The organism is Chromatocurvus halotolerans, from assembly GCF_004340525.1.
Lineage (GTDB): Bacteria > Pseudomonadota > Gammaproteobacteria > Pseudomonadales > Halieaceae > Chromatocurvus > Chromatocurvus halotolerans.
The window spans coordinates 166,698-186,268 of record NZ_SLWX01000003.1 but is presented as its reverse complement, the minus strand read 5'-3'; the positions used below and the strand labels follow the sequence as shown (position 1 = coordinate 186,268).

General features: G+C 63.0%; 14 protein-coding genes and 1 pseudogene. 9 read left to right on the top strand and 6 right to left on the bottom strand.

Annotated elements, in window-relative coordinates; translation table 11 throughout:
* The first annotated feature begins 5 nt into the window (after nucleotides 1–5).
* Nucleotides 6–1,703 (top strand): DUF885 domain-containing protein, encoded by a 1,698-nt coding sequence (locus EV688_RS04690; protein ID WP_117317285.1) that lies wholly within the window; start codon nucleotides 6–8, stop codon nucleotides 1,701–1,703.
* Between the two features lie 34 nt (nucleotides 1,704–1,737).
* On the opposite strand, the gene EV688_RS04685 is transcribed toward EV688_RS04690, so the two are convergent.
* Both EV688_RS04685 and EV688_RS04680 read right to left on the bottom strand, forming a co-directional pair.
* A complete protein-coding gene (locus tag EV688_RS04685) occupies nucleotides 1,738–2,706 on the bottom strand; it encodes a methyltransferase domain-containing protein (protein WP_162883883.1) in 969 nt (322 codons plus the stop codon).
* Between the two features lie 19 nt (nucleotides 2,707–2,725).
* A complete protein-coding gene (locus tag EV688_RS04680; RefSeq protein WP_117317558.1) occupies nucleotides 2,726–3,643 on the bottom strand; it encodes a polysaccharide deacetylase family protein in 918 nt (305 codons plus the stop codon).
* A 250-nt stretch (nucleotides 3,644–3,893) separates the two neighbouring features.
* On the opposite strand from EV688_RS04680, the gene EV688_RS04675 reads away from it, so the two are divergent.
* Genes EV688_RS04675 through EV688_RS04665 form a run of 3 tightly spaced genes read left to right on the top strand, consistent with a single transcriptional unit; the run spans nucleotide 3,894 to nucleotide 6,850 of the window.
* Nucleotides 3,894–4,805 carry a Bug family tripartite tricarboxylate transporter substrate binding protein gene (locus EV688_RS04675; RefSeq protein WP_162883884.1) on the top strand — a complete coding sequence of 304 codons (912 nt, stop codon included), beginning with the start codon at nucleotides 3,894–3,896 and terminating at the stop codon, nucleotides 4,803–4,805.
* Nucleotides 4,806–4,832: 27 nt separating this feature from the next.
* Nucleotides 4,833–6,338 (top strand): tripartite tricarboxylate transporter permease, encoded by a 1,506-nt coding sequence (locus tag EV688_RS04670; RefSeq protein ID WP_117317290.1) that lies wholly within the window; start codon nucleotides 4,833–4,835, stop codon nucleotides 6,336–6,338.
* Complete coding sequence (locus EV688_RS04665) at nucleotides 6,335–6,850, top strand: tripartite tricarboxylate transporter TctB family protein (protein WP_117317291.1); 516 nt, start codon at nucleotides 6,335–6,337, stop codon at nucleotides 6,848–6,850. The genes EV688_RS04670 and EV688_RS04665 overlap by 4 nt, the downstream gene beginning before the upstream one ends.
* Nucleotides 6,851–6,859: 9 nt before the next feature.
* On the opposite strand, the gene EV688_RS04660 is transcribed toward EV688_RS04665, so the two are convergent.
* Nucleotides 6,860–9,154 carry a prolyl oligopeptidase family serine peptidase gene (locus EV688_RS04660; protein ID WP_117317293.1) on the bottom strand — a complete coding sequence of 765 codons (2,295 nt, stop codon included), beginning with the start codon at nucleotides 9,152–9,154 and terminating at the stop codon, nucleotides 6,860–6,862.
* A gap of 338 nt (nucleotides 9,155–9,492) precedes the next feature.
* Nucleotides 9,493–10,635 carry an ATP-NAD kinase family protein gene (locus tag EV688_RS04655; RefSeq protein ID WP_162883885.1) on the bottom strand — a complete coding sequence of 381 codons (1,143 nt, stop codon included), beginning with the start codon at nucleotides 10,633–10,635 and terminating at the stop codon, nucleotides 9,493–9,495.
* A 158-nt stretch (nucleotides 10,636–10,793) separates the two neighbouring features.
* On the opposite strand from EV688_RS04655, the gene gcvPA reads away from it, so the two are divergent.
* Both gcvPA and gcvPB read left to right on the top strand, forming a co-directional pair.
* The gene (gene gcvPA / locus EV688_RS04650; protein WP_117317297.1) at nucleotides 10,794–12,203 is read left to right on the top strand and encodes an aminomethyl-transferring glycine dehydrogenase subunit GcvPA; all 1,410 of its coding nucleotides are present in this window, start codon (nucleotides 10,794–10,796) and stop codon (nucleotides 12,201–12,203) included.
* The gene (gene gcvPB / locus EV688_RS04645) at nucleotides 12,203–13,756 is read left to right on the top strand and encodes an aminomethyl-transferring glycine dehydrogenase subunit GcvPB (RefSeq protein WP_117317560.1); all 1,554 of its coding nucleotides are present in this window, start codon (nucleotides 12,203–12,205) and stop codon (nucleotides 13,754–13,756) included. Before gcvPA ends, gcvPB begins: the two co-directional genes overlap by 1 nt.
* A gap of 81 nt (nucleotides 13,757–13,837) precedes the next feature.
* On the opposite strand, the gene EV688_RS04640 is transcribed toward gcvPB, so the two are convergent.
* On the bottom strand, nucleotides 13,838–15,253 hold the full coding sequence (locus tag EV688_RS04640; protein WP_240624335.1) for an aminotransferase: 1,416 nt from the start codon (nucleotides 15,251–15,253) through the stop codon (nucleotides 13,838–13,840).
* Between the two features lie 213 nt (nucleotides 15,254–15,466).
* On the opposite strand from EV688_RS04640, the gene EV688_RS04635 reads away from it, so the two are divergent.
* The 3 genes and pseudogenes from EV688_RS04635 to EV688_RS17540 all read left to right on the top strand — a co-directional run bounded on the left by EV688_RS04635 (nucleotide 15,467) and on the right by EV688_RS17540 (nucleotide 17,771).
* Complete coding sequence (locus EV688_RS04635; RefSeq protein ID WP_117317299.1) at nucleotides 15,467–16,918, top strand: NAD-dependent succinate-semialdehyde dehydrogenase; 1,452 nt, start codon at nucleotides 15,467–15,469, stop codon at nucleotides 16,916–16,918.
* Nucleotides 16,919–16,939: 21 nt separating this feature from the next.
* Nucleotides 16,940–17,131, top strand: a pseudogene (locus EV688_RS17860) (helix-turn-helix domain-containing protein); the annotation flags it as partial.
* Between the two features lie 70 nt (nucleotides 17,132–17,201).
* Nucleotides 17,202–17,771, top strand: a complete 570-nt coding sequence (locus tag EV688_RS17540) for an IclR family transcriptional regulator domain-containing protein (RefSeq protein ID WP_424282595.1) — start codon at nucleotides 17,202–17,204, stop codon at nucleotides 17,769–17,771.
* A 68-nt stretch (nucleotides 17,772–17,839) separates the two neighbouring features.
* Here EV688_RS17540 and EV688_RS04625 read toward each other — a convergent pair whose 3' ends face one another.
* The gene (locus EV688_RS04625; protein ID WP_117317300.1) at nucleotides 17,840–19,510 is read right to left on the bottom strand and encodes a DUF885 family protein; all 1,671 of its coding nucleotides are present in this window, start codon (nucleotides 19,508–19,510) and stop codon (nucleotides 17,840–17,842) included.
* Between the last annotated feature and the right edge of the window lie 61 nt (nucleotides 19,511–19,571).

The following is a 19,571-nucleotide window of genomic DNA, read 5'->3' as shown; positions in this document are numbered from 1 at the left end:
CACGCATGTTATCTGCTTCACTTTATGCGCCACTCCAGCGCATCCTTGTCAGCGCGTTTGCGACAGGCCTGGTGCTGATGGGTGCCATCGGGGCGAACGCCAGCAACAGCGATGATTACTCGACGCTGGTATCGCTGTTCGAGGAATGGCGTGAGCTGGAGCAACCGGCCCTGCGCAATGGCGCCCCGGATTACACGCCAGGCGCCGTGAAGCAGCGCCACAGCGGTATGAAAAAACTGCGCAGGCGTCTCGACGCCATCAACACCGACGACTGGAGCGTGGAAGAGAAAATCGACTGGCATCTGGTGCGCGCCGAGATGAACGGCCTCGACTTCTACAGCCGCGTCCTCAAACCCTGGGTTCGCGATCCGGCCTACTACGCCTCGGTGAGAAGCAGCCAGAGCGACACGCCGGCCGAGGAGGCGCCGACCATTCACAACGCGCTTCGGCTCTGGGAATACTCCATCTGGCCGCGAACCGCCCTGTCGACCCCGTCACCCCTCGACGCAGAGGCACAGCGTGCGCTGACCGCTGAACTGCAGACCATCGCGCCCCTGCTGGAGCAGGCACGCGGCAACCTGAAGAGCAACACGCGCGACCTCTGGCTGCCCGCCATCATCAGCTTCCGCAATCAGGAAGCCACGCTGGAGACACTGGGCGAGAAGCTTGACGGCTATGGCGATTCTCTGCGCAGTGCCCAGCAGGAAGCGCTGGCCGCCACCACGGCATTCCGCGAGTGGCTGGAGGTGGAAGCACCGAAGAAAACCGGTCCGTCGGGCATCACCCGCGAGGAATACACCTGGCACCTGCGCAACGTCCTGCTGGTGAACTCCTCCTGGGAAGAGGAAGTCACTATCATGCAGCGGGAAATGGCCCGCGGCTATGCCTCGCTGCAGGCAGAGGAAGTGGCGAATCGCGACCTGCCGCCGCTGGAGCCCGCCGGCAGCGCCGAGGAATTTGCGCAGCTGCAGGAAGACTCCATCAACAACTATATGGCCTTCATGGAAGACAGGGACATTCTCACCGTGCGGCCGTGGATGAAACGCGCCCTGCGCGAGCGGGTTTTCCCCTACGATCCACCGGAGGGACGCAACTTCTTCGGGCAGGCCACCCACCGCGATCCGCGCACGCTCTGGACCCATTTCTATCACTACTGGGATCTGGAGCAGATGCGGGAAGAACCGCACAGCAGCCCCATCCGCCGCAATGCACTGCGCTACAACGTGTGGATGAGCCGCGCCGAGGGCACCGCCACCGGCATGGAAGAGTGGATGATGCACGCCGGCCTGTTCGAGGATAATCCCCGGGCACGCGAAGTCGTCTGGATCATGCTTATCACCCGGGCTGCCCGCGGACTCAGCTCGCTGCAGGCGCACGACAACCAGATCACCCTGGAAGAGGCGGCTGACATGCACGTGAAGTGGACGCCGCGAAACTGGATGAACCGCAACCTGAACCTGCTTGGCTTCGAGCAGCACCTGTACCTGCGCCAGCCGGGCTATGGCTCCACCTACGTGACCGGGGCCCGCATGCTCGACATGATCATCGCGGAACGCGCGCGTGAGGCGGGTAGCGACTTCAGCATGAAAGACTTCTTCGATGACATGAATGCGGCAGGCATGATCCCGGTATCGCTGCTGCGCTGGCAGCTCACCGGCAATGATGTCGACATCCGCGCCATCATGGACAGACCCAACGGCTGAAAGTCGTGACGGCTGGTGGACACCGCTTGGTGGCTCACCAGGCGCGCGTCGCAGAAATCACCGAACCGAGGTGATTTCCCGTCCCGCTGTCGGCCAGCGGGGACATGACGACATCCCGCCAGCCCGACACCGCAAGAGACTCCCGGACCCGACTCTCGCGCTCCGGGGTCAATTGCGCCGCCAGCAGGTCACGCAGACGTCTGCGGTAAAACCGCATTTTTTCCCGGTTCTCCTCCACCAGAGTCGCAATGTCCTCAGGGTGATAGCGCTGGTTCTCGATGGCCATATGCATGAAGCTGCCACAGATCTGCTGCACCAGCTCCGAGGGTGGATTCTTCAGGCAGTAGGTCCGCGCCACTTCGAGAGACGCCTGCAGCCGATCCCGGGCTCTGGCAATGCGGCGCCCCTGCAGCAGGGCTCGCGTGAAAAACGCCATGGCGGCGAAAGGGCCATCCTGCGCGAGCAGAAAATCCATCTGCGCTACCCGTTCGGCGCTTTCAACGACAACGGCGCTGGACGCCCCGTGAGCCAGCCAGCGCAGGCAGCCTCCGGGGGCCAGCACCCGCTCCACCTCCGAAAGAGAGACGTCCAGGTCGCTGTATTCGAGGCCGAACTGCGACACAACGACATCAAAGGCAGCGTCCCCGAAGGGCAATCGCTCTGCAGCCACGCCGCCATGGAAAGCAACACTGCGCAGCGCCTCCTGCTCGGAAGTGACGAAACGCAAGGGGTCGATCTGGGCCGCGTCGATGCCGGTAAGCGCCAGCGCGAGACCGCGATCCGCTGCACTCTGCGCAGCCCAGGCCAGCAGCACCCCATTGCCGGTGGCGACATCAAGCACGCGGGCACCGGACGACAGGCCGGAAAATTCGCCTTTCCAGTAGCGCTCGATTTCGGCCGCCGCCGCGGGGTTGTCGGGCATGCAGGCCGCGAGACGATCAGACTGCCAGTAACGCTGCCAGGCCCGGCGCGACAGATCGACGTCAGTACTTGCAGAAGCCATGTGGACAGTTGTCGGCAAGTCAGGCGGAGTTGCGCACCCAGCGCGCGAGGTCCGCATGCGTGGTGAACCAGGGTTTGCCAAGGCTGCGGGCGTGCTCAATAAGACGATCCATGATCCACAGGCGCGACCGGTAGCCGATCACGAAAGGATGCATCACCAGCTGAAACACCCCACCCTCCGCGGCGGCTCCCTCCAGCTCGAGGCGGAATATCTCGAACACCTCCTGCGGTGACAGCCAGGGGCGCGTTGCCGGCTGGCGGTTGAACATCAGGTAGACCGCATCATCGCGCATCCACTCTACCGGAATTTCCACGACCCCGGTGGGCTTGCCGTCAACGTTGAGTTCGTAGCAACTGTCGTCGGCCATAAGTGAAGAGTCGTACTCAAGCCCCAGCTCTGCGACCAGCGAAATCGTGTTCTCGCTCAGGTCCCAGTTGGCAGAGCGGAAACCCACGGGGGCGCTGCCTGCGGCGGATTCCAGAACATCCCTGGCGCGCAGGATCAGATCGCGCTCCGTGGACGCCTCGAGCAAGGAATTGTTTTCGTGAATCCAGCCATGCAGACCGATTTCGTGACCGGCGTCCACAATGGCGCGGGTTTCGTCCGGGTCGATCAGGGCGCACACGGCGGGCATGAAAAAGCTGGCCGGCACAGACTGCCGCTTCAGCAGCTCGAGAATTCGCGGCACGCCGACGCGACGCCCGAATTCGCCCCAGGCGAGGCGACCGACCGCCTGCCTGCCCATCCCCAGTTCAAAGGTCTCGTGATCGCAGTCAAAGGACAGCGCAACCGCGAATCCGGCGTCATCCGGCCAGCGGGATGGCTTCAGCGAACGCCCGGCGCGCACCCGGCCAACGATCTGTCGCCACTCCTCCTCGCGCAGCTTCCAGGGCTCGGCTATCGGGCCGGCGGAGGGGATGGTCGGCGCATCACGCATGTTCGTTTCCTTTTGCGAAAAGTCCTGAAAAAAAGCGGTTTCAGTATACATCAGTGCCTTTTACAGCGGGTTTGTTTCTGGTTTTTTTGCACCGTTCGCGAGACAATATCAGGTCTACCGCGTGACCCGCGACGCGGCACTCGACATTCGATGTTCGCTACTCGAAACAGGAGAATTTTTCATGCGGGAGTTCCCTGCGCACCGACTCCGCTGTCTTCGCGCGCTTCTGATCTGCATACCTCTGTGCTTAATGGCCGGCTCGGCCCGAGCGGATGCCTTCCCCACCGAGCGACCCATCCGATTGCTGACACCCTACGGCGCCGGTGGAGGCATCGACATCGCCGCACGCATACTCTCGGCGGTGGCAGAGCCGCACCTGGGAACGCGGGTCGACGTGGTCAACATGCCGGGAGCTGGCGGACTCAATGCGGCCATGTTCACGCTGGATGCAAAGCCCGATGGCTACACCCTGATGATCAGTGACTACGGCCCTCTGATCACGCTACCGCTGCGGGAAGACACCGATTACGGACCTGAGGACTGGACGCCCGTTTTCCAGATTACGGAAATAGCGCCAACCTTTGTTGTGCATCCCGACTTTCCCGAACCCACGCTGCCCGGCGTCATGGCGGCCGCGGCACGCGAGCCGGGACGCCTGCACGCCACCCACGGCGCCTTCATGAGCTCCAGCCACCTGCCCCTGCTGCGCCTGGAGCAGATTTCAGAGTTGCGCATGAACCACGTGCCGACCCTTGGCGGCGGCGAAACGCTGCAGTTCCTGCTCGCCTCGATTGTCAGCCTGGCGGTCACCAACTCCAGCTCGATTGCCAGCGCCGTGGAGGGGGGCAGCGTGGCACCGGTCGCGGTGGCCACGCGCCAGCGCATTCCGGAGTTGCCGGAGACGCCAACCCTGCTGGAACTGGGCTACGACGTTGTCATGCCCGTCTGGTACACCATTTTCGCGCCCGCTGACGTGCCCGAACCGCGCCGTCGTGAACTGGCCGCGCGCATCGCCAGCGCCTTTGACACCGAACGCGCCCGCTCACTTGCCGCACGCGCCAGTATCACCCTGTCAGGCACGGACTACGACAGCCTGCAACAGGCCTATGCCGATACGGTGGCCACGGTGACGGCAACCATCTCGGCGCTGCAGAATCCGTGATTGCCGCAGGCGGGGAGAAACGCAAGGATGCTTGAACTGCTCATCTCGGCGCTCGACGTTGCGCTGTCGCCCACAGTCCTGATCGCCGTTCTGCTCGGCGTCATCCTCGGGGTGACCGTGGGTGCCATACCCGGTATTTCCGGCGACATGGCCATGGCTCTGATGCTGCCCTTTGTTTTCACCATGGATATCGCGCCGGCCATTGGCATGCTCATGGGCCTGTACAAGGGAAGCCTGTTCGGCGGCTCCATCTCGGCCATCATGTTCGGTGTTCCGGGAACGCCCGGCGCGGCGGCCACGATACTCGACGGCTTCCCGCTGAAGCAGGCGGGCTTTCCCAATCGCGCGCTGCACACGGGGCTGTATTCCTCGATCATCGGGGATTTCACCAGCGTTCTGGTGCTCATCTTCATCGCCACGCCCCTCGCGGTACTGGCGCTCCAGTTCGGTCCGCGCGAGTTTTTTGCGCTTTACGCCGTCTCGATCGTGATTATTGCCGCCCTTGACAAGGGCAGGGTCGCCCTCGGCTTCAGCGCCGCCGCAGTCGGCATTCTGCTGTCGATGGTGGGCCGCGATCCGTTCAGCGGCGCCGCGCGCTATGCGTTCGGTTCGACCGATCTTGCCGGGGGGCTGGGCCTGGTGCCGGTGCTGATTGGCCTGTTTGCCGTTTCCGAAATCATGCTGCAGGCAGGCCGGATTTTCCGCGAACGCTTTGCGCATCTTGAGGCCGGGGTCAGGCAACGCACTGCCGGTGAGGGCTACGACCCAGACGCAGACAGGCTGAGCCTGCGCGAATACGCCACACTCTGGCGCGCCGTAGTCACCGGGGCCGCGACCGGCACCTTTGTCGGCGCACTGCCTGGCGCGGGCGCGACGCTGGCGGGCTTTCTCAGCTACGGGCTGGCAAAGCGGGTTTCGCGCAATAGCGACCGATTCGGCAAGGGCTCGCTTGAAGGGGTGGCGGCACCCGAGGCGGGCAACAGCGCCACGGCCGGAGCCACACTCATTCCGCTGTTCGCTTTCGGCGTGCCGGGCAGCGGCAGCGCGGCGCTGATCGGTGCCGCCTTCATTATCCAGGGCATCACGCCCGGGCCGATGATGATCGAATCCAACCTCACCATCGTCTACGCCATTTTCATACTGCTGCTCTACGGCAGTATTTTCACCCTCATTACCAGCAAGCTGCTGCTTCCTCATTACGCCCGCCTGTCGATGCTGCCACCGCGCTACATCCTGCCGGTCGTTCTCGCGCTGGCCATACTTGGCACTTACGCAATCGGCAACTCGACCTTTGATGTCTGGGTGCTTCTGGCGGCCGGCATCGTGGGGGTTGCCATGCGCGGGGTCGGCATGCCCATTGCGCCGGTGGCGCTAGGCTTCATTCTCGGGCCGGGACTTGAGCGCGCGCTGCGCCAGAGCCTGATTCTGGGCTTCAACGAACCCGGGTATTTTTTCAGCGGCCCCATTGCGCTATCCATCTATGGCATCGCGGCAACGCTGCTGCTGGTCTTCGTCCTGGTGGGGCGGGAATGAGCCTGCCGACACAGACACCCGAAGGCGCCGTGCCGGACACGCCAGCGCCCGGGAAGGGCCTGGTGATAGCCCTGAGTGTGCTCGCCTGCTCGGTGATCGCTCACGCGGTCGTGACCGACTGGAGACCAAGCCCGGGCGGCAATCCCTGGCTGGTGCCGGTCATCGCCAGCGGCCTGATACTGGGCTGCGCCCTGCTGCTTGCCCTGCGTCTGCGTGGCCACGCTGCGGGCAGTGATAATCTGACCGCGGCCCGCATGCACAGGGGCCGCGATATTGCAGGGGCAACCCTGTGCACGGGTCTGTGGGGACTGGGGTTCTTCCACGCGGTTCAGGAAATGGGGCTTGTCACCGCAACGTTCCTTTTCACTGCGGTGGGTATGCTGGCCCTGTCACCGGATCCGCGCCGGGCACTGCGCGTCGTGCTGCCGTTGACGCTGGCAGTGGCCATCAGCTTCTGGCTGCTGTTCACGCGACTGGCACCTATTGTGCTGAGCGACCCGCTGTTCTGGTGATGAGCGCCGCTAGCGCTCCCGCGCACCCGCTCCCACGTGCCGGTCAAAGAACGCCCGCATCTTGCGGAAGGTATGAACCGCGTAGTGCTCCGGGTAAGCCCACCAGTGTGCGGACTGCGGCGGCACAACCATGTCGAAGTCCTTGCCCAGCAGCATCAGCTTCTCGATCATCGCCGCGGTGGTCTTCCAGGGCACGATATCGTCGTGCAGGCCGTGGATGATCATCAGCGGATCCTCGAGCTTTTCACCGTAGTTGAGCAGCGTCGAATCCCGGAATGTCTCCGGATGCGTATGCGGCCGCCGCGACAGATGCTGGTCGTTCTGGGTGAAGTAGTTCACGTCGATGGCCGGCGATCCCGCCACTCCGGCAGCGAACATGCCCGGTCGCTCGAACAGCGCAAACAGCGCCATCATGCCGCCGTAGCTGTTGCCCCAGATACCGATGCGATCGGCGTCCACGTAGGGCAGGGTTTTCAGGTAATCCACCGTGCTGTGCAGATCCTCCAGGTCACCGCCGCCCCAGTCGCCCTGGAAGGCCTCGCGAAAGTCCACGCCGTAGCCTGAGCTGCCGCGAAGATCCACCTGCACCGTGATGTAGTCGCCGTCATGCGCCATGGCATGCTGCAGCAGACTGACCGGTCGCGGCCAGGTCCACTGGTTGCGCGCCGTGGCCGAATACACGTTGCCGATAATCACTGGGTAGGACTTTTTCGGATCGAGGTCTGCGGGTTCGATAATCCGGGCGCGCAGCGTGAAATCGTCGATACGGCTCGGGAAACTCACGTAGCGCACGTTTGCCATGGGAAAATCGGCAAATGCGGGCAGTGGCGAGTGCGTGACCTGCCGGCTGTCGCCGCCACCGGCATTCACGATATACAGCTCTCCGGGCCGGGTGTCACCCGACACAATGCTGGCAAGGTGGTTGCCGTCCGGCGACAGCGCCGCGCTCCCATGGGTTCCCGACACCGACGTCACCTGTCTCGCACCGCCACCATCTGCCGACATGCGATAGACCTGTCGTTCAGCGGGATCCGCCTCACTCGAGGTGTAGAAGATGTCGCCGCTGCCCGAATCTACCTGCAGCATGGCCGACGAGAACCCCGGACCGGTGACATCGAAGTCGCCGCGGGTGAGGATCGTGGGCTTGCCGCCGTCTGCGGAGACCGAATACAGACGGTACCAGCCATCGGTATCGCCGACATAGATGATGCGTGAGCCCTCGCGGTCCCAGGCCGCAGTAAACAGCGCGTAAATACGGCGTGGGCGGTAGTCGTGATGCACCTCTCGCACATCGCGGGTAGCGGCGTCCGCCACGAACAGCCAGCGGTGTTCACCGTCGTAGGTATCCTGCTGCACCAGCAGTTCCGGCGCCGTCGGCGACCACTCGAGGGTCATGACCGTACGCCGGGTTGGCTCTTCCAGATCGAGGAAGCTGACCACCCCATTGCTGACATCGTAGATACCCACCCTGCGCACCACACCCTCCTGGCCCGGATAGACGCGACGCACCTTGTGCAGGAGTGGCTCGTCGTGCAGGTAGGACGGAATCTGCATGATGTGCGCATCGCGTCGATCCACGTATTCCAGCGCGATGTAGCGGGAATCGGCAGACCAGCGGTAGCGGCTGTACTCGCGATCGCGTGTGTTGTAGGCACCCATGGGTACGCCGCCGATTGCGGGGACGCCGACGTGCGTGGCGCGCATCAGGAAACCGCCGTCGAAGCGATATAGCCACAGATCGCCGTCCTGCAGGAAAGACAGGTGCGAGCCATCCGGCGACAGCGCCAGGCTGGAGCGACCCGCCGGCTCATCGATCAGCGTCTCCAGCCTGCCATCGGGCAGACTGACGCGCTGCAGCTTGCCCGCATAATTGAAATACAGACTGTCGCCCTGCGCCGACCAGATCATGCTGCCGACGCCGCTTGCGTGTCTGCGCGAAGACGCCTGCTCCAGCGCCTCCAGTGACGTATTTTCGCCGAGGTGATCGCCGAAGGTCGCCTGCTCTGAGGCTCCCGGGGAGAGGTCCGTCAGCTGCCGTGGCTCGCCGCCAGCGGCATCGACAACGTAGATGTCACGGAACGGAAAGCCGCTGTCGTTCCAGAGAAAGGCCAGGTGGCTGCCATCCGGGGACCAGAGGGGCCGGGAGGGCGGGGTTCCACTGAGGGTGGGTAACGACACCAGCCTGTCGATATCCGGCACCCGGGAGTCATCCGCGTCGGCCAGGTTCGGCGTTAAAGCAAACATCGCGACAGCCAGGGTGGATTGCATCAGTCGCGCCAGCGTGGTGCCTCGTCGCTTCGCCATGGTTCTACCTCAGAAGTGCCAACTCAAAAAAAAGCCCATCTGGCAGTATAACCTGCTCGATGGGCCAAGGGGTTTACCGTAAAAACCGATAAGTGAGGTCACCTCTAGTGTTTGGTAAGGGCGGCATTTACACCGCAAGACGGCAGACTGACTCTCTTTTTCGGTTGCATTACGCACAGATGTGCGCAAATTGATAACGCAAAAATAGTCAGCAGCGCGACTTTTGTCAACAAGAAAACGAGAAAGCCCGGTGCAGAGCGCAGGAATACCACCCTGTCCACGTTCTCAAGGCGTACCAATGTTGCGCCCAAGAAGTAAAATACTGACGCAGCAGACCGTCAGGCAGGTTCCGTATCCGCATCGATCACCCTGCACAGCGTCTGTCGTGCACTACCCGTGAGAACCGGCAGATAACCCGCGAGCGACGCATTCACCGCCGGATCGCCGGTATCGACCCGCAGTACGCCACCCGGCAGGCTGGCCAGTTTCGCCGCCGATGACACCACGTCGATGTTCTGTCGCCCGACGCGCGCCAGGACGCGGGCGCTGATCTGCTGATTGCCGCGACCGAAGAGAAAGCCCTGGCCGCCGATGACGCCAACAACGATCCGGGCCTCCCGATCGCGCACCAGCGACCAGAGCTGCCGCTCATCGACGTCGCAGGCAACGCACCTGCCGTGGTCAAAGACATCGACGCCGAGCAGGGTGCCCGTTGCGCCGAGCAGGTTTTTCAGGCGCAACAGCGTGGCGCCCGGGCCCAGAACGCACAGCCCGTCCCGCTGAACCTGATCTGCGAGGCGCTGCAGTGCCCCACCGAGGGCCGCGTCATCACTGGCGCCCACCGCCTTGGCAGCCTGCATCAGTCGGGGCATCGCCGGGACACGGAGATAGCCATACAGCACCGGGGAGCCCACCGGCTCGCCATTCTCCCCCGGCTCGCGGTCCATAACCTCCGCCGGTATCAGCGCCGTCTCGGGACAGCCGCTATCGAGAAACGCCCGCGCCGCATCCCCCGCCGTCATGGCGGTGACCCCAAACACGGCAGAATGCATTTTTACGCCGGCCGGAATGCCCAGCACGGGCGTATGAGCGGCCGCCGACGCCATGACCTCCCGCGCGGTGCCATCGCCGCCGGCGAACAGCAGCAGTTCCACATTCTCCCGCAGCAGCGTAGTTACGGCATTACGCGTATCCGCCGCACCCGGGGGGTCATCAGGGTGGAACACAACGCGGTGCGGAAGGCCCGCCGCCCCGGCCGCATCGGCGCCCATGCTTCCGGCGCAGGTCAGAACCTCGATGGTTTGCTCAGCCCGCTGAAGGGCTTCAAGCGCAGTGACCGCTCGCTTCTGCGCCATTGGCTGCGCCCCGCGGCGACGCGCTTCCTCGACCAGAGCCCCGTCCGTGCCTTTCAGGCCCACCGCACCGCCCATCCCCGCTACCGGGTTGACCACCAGGCCCACGCGTTTCCTGTTACCGTTCATGTGTCTTCGCCCGCTGCGTGCACAGGATCTGCCCGACATGATTTGACGACGGCGACCATCATCATTGTCAACAGGAACAGAAAAAGGCACTATCTGGTTAATACGCATCAATTGTGCGTTATGCGCACAAAATCCACTTTACGCTGGGAGATACCAGAATGAAAGAGGCAGTTCGCCGAGCGCATCCCTTCATGCCCAACTCGGTCGACAGCATCAAGCAGGAGCTGCTGCAGGAACTTGGCATCGACTCCGTCGAGGCACTGTTCGAGCAGATACCGGCTTCACACCGGGTTGCTGGCACCTTCAATTTTCCGCCGACACTGAGCGCCGAGGTCGAACTCAACCGACATATCAGCACGCTGCTGGCAAAGAACCAGTCCTGCGAGAGCCACCTTAGCTTCCTCGGAGGTGGCTGCTGGCAGCACTATGTGCCGGCCGTCTGCCAGGAGATCATGTCGCGCAGCGAATTCCTGACGCCGGTGTGGGGCACGCCTTCCTCGGATCACGGCCGCAATCAGGTCTGGTTCGAGTTCAACAGCCAGCTGGGTGAGCTGATTGCCGCCGACATGGTGGGCATGCCCGTGTACAGCTGGGGCTGCGCCACCGGTCACGCCATCCGCATGGCGTCGCGACTGACCGGACGCCACAAGGTGCTGCTGCCGCGCATTCTCGATCCCGAGCGTCGCGCCGTCATCGCCAACTATTGCGAGCCGGAGGAAATGCCCTCGCATATCGCCATGGTCGACATCGCCAGCGATCCGGCCACCGGCGCGCTTGACCTGGCCGACCTGAAGAAGCATCTGGATGAGAGCGTTGCGGCGGTTTACCTCGAAACGCCGAACTATCTGGGCATCATCGAGACCCAGGCTGAGGAAATCGCAGCCATGGCCCGCGCGGCGGGAGCCGAAACCATCGTCGGCGTCGACCCGCTTTCCCTCGGCATTCTCAAGGCGCCGGGGGACTATGGCGCCGATATCATCGTGGGCTCGACTCAGCCCATGGGCGTTCCCATGAGCTGTGGCGGCGGGCTCGGCGGCTTTATCGCCTCGCGGGACGAGCCCCGCTACGCCCACGAGTACCCGACCCTGATGCTGAGCATCGCCGACACCGCGCGCGAGGGCGAAGTCGGCTTCTCAATGGCACTGATGCACCAGAGCTCCTACGGCTCTCGCGAGGATGGCAAGGACTGGACCGGCAACTCCACCTACCTGCACGCCATCGCCGGTGCCGTATACCTGTCACTGCTGGGCCCGGAGGGCATGCGCGAACTCGGCGAGCTGATCATTCAGCGTGCACATTATGCGGCGCAGCGCCTCAACACCGTTGAGGGCATATCCGTGCCACGACAGCAGGGCTTCTTCAAGGAATTTGTGGTCAATTTCGATGGGGTCGGGAAGTCCGTCGCCGAGATCAACGCCGCGCTCCTCGAGCGGGGCATCTTCGGTGGCATTGACCTGACAGAGACCTTCCCCGAGCTGGGCAGAAGTGCGCTTTACTGCGTGACCGAACTGCACACCCAGACCGATATCGACCACCTCGCCAACACTCTGCAGGAGGTATGCAGCTGATGTCCAAACCCGTCAAACTCCGCCGTTTCCAGGCGCCGATCTGGGACGAACCTGTCATCATGGAAATGGGCGTGCCGGGACGACGCGGCGCACATTTTCCCGTGGCCGAGGACGCCGTGGCCGAGGCCGTCGGTGGTGCCGCGGCCCTTGTGCCCGCAGCCATGGCGCGGCCCGAGCGGCCGGCCCTGCCGGAGCTCTCAGAGCCCGATATCCTGCGCCACTACCTGCATCTGTCCCAGGAAACCCTGGGCATGATGGGTATCAGCCTGTTCGGCACCTGCACCATGAAGTACAACCCGCGGGTGAACGAGCGCCTTGCGGCGCGTCCGGAGATGGCCCAGCTGCACCCGAAACAGGACCCGTCAACCCTGCAGGGTCTGCTGGAGGGCGTGCACAACTTCGACCTCATGCTGCGCGAGCTGTCGGGCATGGACCAGTTCGTCTTTCAGGCCGCCGGTGGCGCGGACGCCGCCTATACCCATACCTGTATTACCCGCGCCTACCACGCCGCACGCGGCGAACTGAAGCAGCGCGACCAGATTATCACCAGCATACAGTCCCACCCCTGCAGTCCCGCCACGGCCAACACCGCCGGCTTCGAAGTGATCACCCTGCCGCTCGATGAAAAGGGCTACCCCTCACTCGACGCATTGAAGGCCGCGGTTTCGGACCGTACGGCGGCGCTGATGATCAACAATCCCGACGACATGGGCCTGTACAACCCGGAGATCAAGGAGTGGGTGCGCATCGTGCACGAGGCGGGCGGCCTCTGCTTCTACGACCACGCCAACTTCAACGGCGTGATGACCAAGATCCGCGCCGCCGAGCTGGGATTCGATGCCTGCATGTTCATGCTTCACAAGACCTTCGGCGTGCCCAAGGGCGGCGGTGGCCCCGCGGTGGGCGCCTACGGCTGCAGCGAGAAGCTAAAGCCCTATCTGCCCGGCCCGCTGGTGACGCTGGACAACGGACGCTATGCGCTGACTGACCCCGGCCCACACTCCATCGGCAAGGTGCGCGAGTACTACGGCAACCTGCAGCAGGTCATGAAGGCCTACGCCTGGACACGGGCGATGGGACTTGAGGGCCTGAGCGAGGCGGCCGACATCTCGGTTCTCCTGAACAACTACATGGAGAAGGAACTTCTGAAAATCCGCGGCGTGACACGCTCGCACCCGGACATAGACGGCTGGCGCCTGGAAATGACGCGCTACAGCCTGGAAGAGCTGTACGAGGATACCGGCGTCACCGTCGCCGACGTGCAGAACCGCATGGTGGATTTCGGTATCGACGCCTTCTGGATGGCCCATGAACCGTGGCTCGTGCCGCATCCGTTCACGCCGGAGGCCGGCGAGATGTGGTCACTGGAAGATATCGACTACTGGATTGCGGTGCTCAGGCAGGTGTCGGATGAAGCCTACAGCAACCCTGAAATCGTGCAGACCGCGCCGCACAATCAGGCGGTACAGAAAGTGAAAGTGGAGCCGCTGGAAGAGCCGGATCACTGGGCCATGACCTGGCGGGCGTGGAAGCGCAAGCGCGGCGTGGCCTGACAAGGCCCCAGATTGCTTGAGGATCGGGGCGGTGGCGTGACGTGACGTGACGCCAGCCCCGATCCCCCCTCCGAACTCTCCTTAACCTGACCAGTCGCCGCTGGCCTTCAGCTCGGCGGCCACTTCATCCACCGCCTCCCGAACGCCCTCGACCACGCGATCAATCTGCGCCTCGGTAATCACGAACGGCGGCGAAAAGGCGAGGCTGTCCGAAGCCGGCAGGGCGCGGCTGATGATGCCGCGGTCGCGCGCAGCGCTGACAATTCTGGGGGCGACCTTGAGCGCCGGATCGAAGGCCTTTGGCGCATCGCGGTCAGCCACCAGTTCAATCGCCCCGATCAGGCCAAAGCCGCGAATCTCACCCACCAGCGGATGGTCCGCGAACGCGGCCTGCAGGCGCCTGTGCAAATGCTCGCCGCGCCGTCCCGCCTGCTCCACCAGGTTCTCCTTCTCGAGCAGATCCAGGCTGGCCAGCGCCGCCGCGGCACCCACCGGGTGCGAGCTGTAGGTGTAGCCATGCCCGAAAGCGCCGAACCTGTCGCCGCCGGCAACCAGCACCTGCCACACCTTGTCCGAAACCATGCAGGCCGACAGCGGGAAATAGGCAGACGTCAGGCCCTTGGCCACCGTGATCAGGTCCGGCTTCATGCCCATCGCCTGACAGCCGAACATCGACCCCAGCCGCCCGAAACCACAGATAACCTCGTCTGCGATCAGCAGGATATCGTGCCTGTCGAGCACGCTCTGTATTGCCTCGTAGTAGCCTTGTGGCGGCACAATAACGCCACCGGCACCCATGACCGGCTCCATGATCATGGCGCCGATCGTGTCCGCACCCTCCCGGGCGATGAGCTGCTCGAGATCGTCCACCAGTTTTGCCACAAACTCGGCGTCGCTCAGGCCGTGGCCCTCCCAGAGTCGATGCGGCGCCATGGTGTGCTTGATGAAGGAGAGCGGCAGATCGAACCCGGCGTGCAGCCCGGGCAGGCCGGTCATCCCCGCGGACATTACCGTCACCCCGTGATAGCCGCGCTGGCGGGCAATGATTTTCTTCTTCGCCGGCTTGCCGCGCACGTTGTTGTAGTACCACACCAGCTTGGCCTGGGTGTCGTTGGCATCCGATCCGGAGTTGCCGAAGAACACCTTCGACATGGGCACCGGCGCCATCTCAATCAGACGCCCCGCCAGAATGGCCGGCTTGTCGCTGGCCATGGACGAAAATGCGTGGCAGTAAGAGAGCTCCATCGCCTGGTCGCGCATCGCGTTGGCAATTTCCTCGCGACCGTAGCCCACGTTGACGCACCACAGGCCCGCCATGGCATCGATGTAATCGCGTCCCTGGCTGTCATGCATCATCACGCCCTCGGCGTGGGTCATCACAATCGGCGCACCATCGCGCTCGTGACTGCCAAGCGCCGTGAACGGGTGAAACACATGCTGGCGGTCCAGATCTGACAGCAGGCTGGCATTTACGGGGTTTTCAATAGCGTTGGACACGGGGCTCTCTCTCTGGTCTGCAAAGGCTGTCGCGCGGGCAACCTGAAGTGTAGCGAACTTCCAGCGAACAGGTGTTCGCAATATACATAAACTGCTATTCTAACCGCCCGTCTGGTGTCGACACCAGACTTTCAGCGCAGGCCGCGTGGCCGGCCAGCCAGGCTCCGCGGCAGACTAGCTTTACTATCACACGTTAACGGTGGCCACGACACTATGCTCAAGCTCAACGACACAGAACTTCTACGTACCGGTGTATTCATCAACGGCGCCTGGTCGGACTCGGCGGGCGGGCCTGCCATTCCGGTGTACAACCCAGCAACCGGCCAGGTGATCGTCGAGGTCAATGGCGCCGATCGCGAGGCCACCGTCAACGCCATTGAGGGCGCCGCCGACGCCCAGAAAGACTGGGCCGCGCGCCCCGCCAAGGAGCGTTCCGCGATACTGCGCCGCTGGTTTGATCTGGTGGTCGCCAACAGTGAAGACCTGGCGCGCATTCTCACCGCCGAGCAGGGCAAGCCACTGGCAGAAGCGCGGGGAGAGATCCTCTACGGCGCCGCTTTTTTCGAGTGGTTCGCCGAAGAGGCGAAACGCGTCTACGGCGAGACCATCCCCAGCCCCGACCGCGAGCGCCGCATGATGGTCATGAAGCAGCCCATCGGCGTGTGTGGTGCCATCACACCCTGGAATTTCCCGATGGCCATGATCCCGCGCAAGGCGGCGCCCGCCCTGGCCGCCGGCTGCACCATGGTACTCAAGCCGGCCAGCGCCACCCCCCTGTCGGCACTCGCACTGGGCGAGTTGGCGTCGCGGGCAGGCGTGCCGGCAGGCGTATTCCAGGTCGTTCCCGGAAGCGCCTCGGTTGTCGGTGAGGAAATTGTGACAAACCCGCTGGTGCGCAAGATCACCTTCACCGGTTCTACCGAAGTCGGCAGCCACCTCATGGCAAAAGCCGCACCGACAGTCAAGAAACTGTCGCTCGAACTGGGCGGCAATGCGCCGGTTCTGGTGTTTGACGATGCGGACCTTGAGGTTGCCGTAAAAGGCGCCATTGCCACGAAGTTCCGCAACATGGGACAGACCTGTGTCTGCGCCAACCGGATTTATGTGCAGGATGGCATCTACGACCACTTTGTCGAGGCGTTCTCCAAAGCCGTGGGTGCCATGAAAGTCGGCGACGGCATGCAGGAAGGCACCGAGCAGGGACCGTTGATCGACACTGACGCAGTGCTGAAAGTTCAGGAACACATAGAGGATGCCCTCGCCAACGGCGGCACGCTGGCAACCGGGGGCAAGCCTCACGCCCTCGGCGGCACCTTTTTTGAGCCTACCGTCATTGCCAACGCCAGCGCCGACATGAAGATTGCGCGCGAGGAAACCTTTGGTCCGGTCGCCCCTCTTTTCCGCTTTACCGAGGAGGCCGATGCCATTCGTGTCGCGAATGATACAGAGTACGGGTTGGCAGCGTATGTATTTACACGTGATAATGCCCGTATCTGGCGTGTCACCGAGGGGCTCGAGTTCGGTGTTGTCGGCGTCAATACGGGTAATACCTCTTACGAGGGCTCCCCGTTCGGCGGCTGGAAGCTGTCAGGTGTGGGTCGCGAAGGTTCACACCACGGGATTGATGAGTTCCTTGAAATCAAATACGTGTGCATCGCGCACTGACAAAGGCAAGCGAATAACAATATGTCGAAATCCCTTGAGATCCTGGAAGATCAGATAGAGCCGGGAATGGACGATGAGTCCGTTCCCACCCGCATCAGCGATCGGGACTTCATCAACTCGCTGGCCAGGGGTCTCGAGGTCATTTCGGCATTTTCGCGCACCAAGCCAAAGATGACCCTGAGCGACATGGCGAGGGCAACGGGCATGACCCGGGCCACTGTCCGCCGGCTGCTGCTGACCCTGGTTCGCGAGGGCTACGCGCAGACCGACGGCAAGTACTTCACTGCAGCCCAAGGTACTCAAGCTGGGGTTCGCCGTCATCTCGTCCATGGGTATCTGGGAAGTCGCCCAGCCCATCATGAACTCGCTCTCCGAGACGCTGGAAGAATCCTGCTTCGCGGCCGTACTCGACGGTTACGACGTAACCTATGTCGCCAGGGCAAACTCGGACCGGCTGGTGAATATCGGAATCAGCGTGGGCAGCCGTGCACCGGTGCACGCCGTATCGACAGGGCGCGTGCTGATGGCCGCGCTGTCTGATGACAAACTGCAGAGATACCTCGACGAGGGTGACTTTGAAAAAGTCACCCCGCTTACCACCGTATCGAAGGTGAAGCTCCGGGCAGAAATCGAGGAAGTCAGGGCCCGCGGCTGGTCGATCGTGGACCAGGAACTGGAGGTCGGGCTGCGCTCGATTTCAGTGCCTATTCGAGGATCGGACGGCACGGTGATCGCCGCCCTCAATGTCTGCTGCCCGAGTTCGCGGATTTCCCCGGAAGATATCCGCACCCGGATACTGGCGGAGCTTCTTACGGCATCGAGGGAGATTACGGCGGGACTGCAAACGTCCTGATCCCTGAACATAAAAAAGGCCCCTCGCGGGGCCTTTTTTATGTGCACACGTGTCGCTGACGGCAAAGATCAGTCAGCGATGACCTCTGACAGCGGCGTACGATCCCAGAACAGTGACACTTCATCGTCGAGTCCCGTGATCTCATAGCGGATCAGGGCAATCGGCAGCGCACCTGCGGCCATCACCGCGTCGTGGAATTCACCGAGAACAAAGTCATCGCGAAGCTGTTGTTTGCGATCTGCCAGCAGCTTGAACATCTGGAAGCTGCCCACGGTGTATCCCAGGCCGTAACCCGGTGGGCGGCGCAGATAGATTTCCGCATCGACACGGGCCACGTTCTTGTCCAGCCAAGGCGTCTTTGCACGCCAGAAGTCCACGGCTTCTTCAATGGATATCTCGTTGCGCTGCAGGCGGACATCCCCCAGGGTTCTGGCTGAACGGAAAATACCGAAATTGTAGATCAGCTCGCGGGTGCGGGGACGTTCCTCATAAAAACCGAGCTGCAGGGGGGTTTCCTCCAGATACAGCGCCCAGCCTTCCATGCGCCCGCCATCGCGGAAATACTTGCGTATGGGGTGGGTGATCTTCGCGACGGTGCGGCCATCCACCTTGTGACCGGGAATCACCGCATGCCAGTGATCCGGTGACGGGTCGCGGTACTGGATCTGCTCCCAGTAGTTGGGGCCACCATCACGCTCTATCCAGGGTACGTTGAAGCCGATTTCCCGCCAGTCGTCCGGTATGTAATCGGGGATGGTCATGAAGTCCTGCTCTTTGATGAATGCGCGAACATCCGCATCCACTGAGGCGATGCGTGCCTCGTACTCTTCCTTCGAGGTCGGCAGCTTGAGTACCGGCAGATCGCGGTTGCGGTGCTGTTCCAGGGCATAGAAGGCCCAGGTGCGCTCCAGTTCGCGTTGCGCCATTGCCTCGACATCGTCTGAACTGTAGGGCATGTACTTGACGTGCATCAGGTACCAGTCCAGCAGCTCCTCGCCGACCCCTGCCTCAGCGGTCATGCTGCTGCGGTTTTCCTCAAGCCAGGCGAGCAGGCTTCTGACCGATTCCCGGGCAGTCTCGATTTCCGGGACCAGCGCGGGCTGCTCCTTCCGTGCGCGGGACAGGAGATCGTCGTACCAGCCGATCACGCCAGCGGGGGGAACAGCGCGGTAGGGGTGCCCGTGGCCAACGCCATCGGCATTGGTCAGGTTGTGAATCGCCAGATCCGCGAAATCCGCCGGCACCTCCGTGAGATTGCGTTTCGCAGCGTCGACCAGTTCCACCGTGGCGCGCAGTCCTGACTGCAGGTCGCTGAGCTGCTCACCCTGTGCCGGCAGATCGACAAAGGTCAGACGCAGCATGCGGTCCACGTAATAACCAGGATCGCGCGCCCAGGGTCGCGACACATGCAGCAGGAAATCGTGCTGATCCATTGCCGATCGCACGGCCAGGTACTCCGCCTGCCGAGGGCGATCCCAGTCAGCCACGGCCATGTCCTCGAGCCGCGCCTGGAACGCGCGCAGATCATCGATACGGCGCTTCACCTGTGCCTCGGACCGGTCAACGGCAATACCGGTGGCCTCCGCCTTCCAGGTAAAGAACTCACTGGTCAGTTCAATCAGATCATTGTAGCTGCCGCTACCCTGGGGCGCACCAGCGTAAGCGGCAGTGACGCCAACAACACAGACCGCCAGCAACGCGGACCGCGCCAGGCGCTGCAAGTTTCCAGTAGGTGACATAATCCATCCTCTTTTCAAGCCTTATTTTGGATAAAACGCCCGAGGCATAGTGACGCTTCGG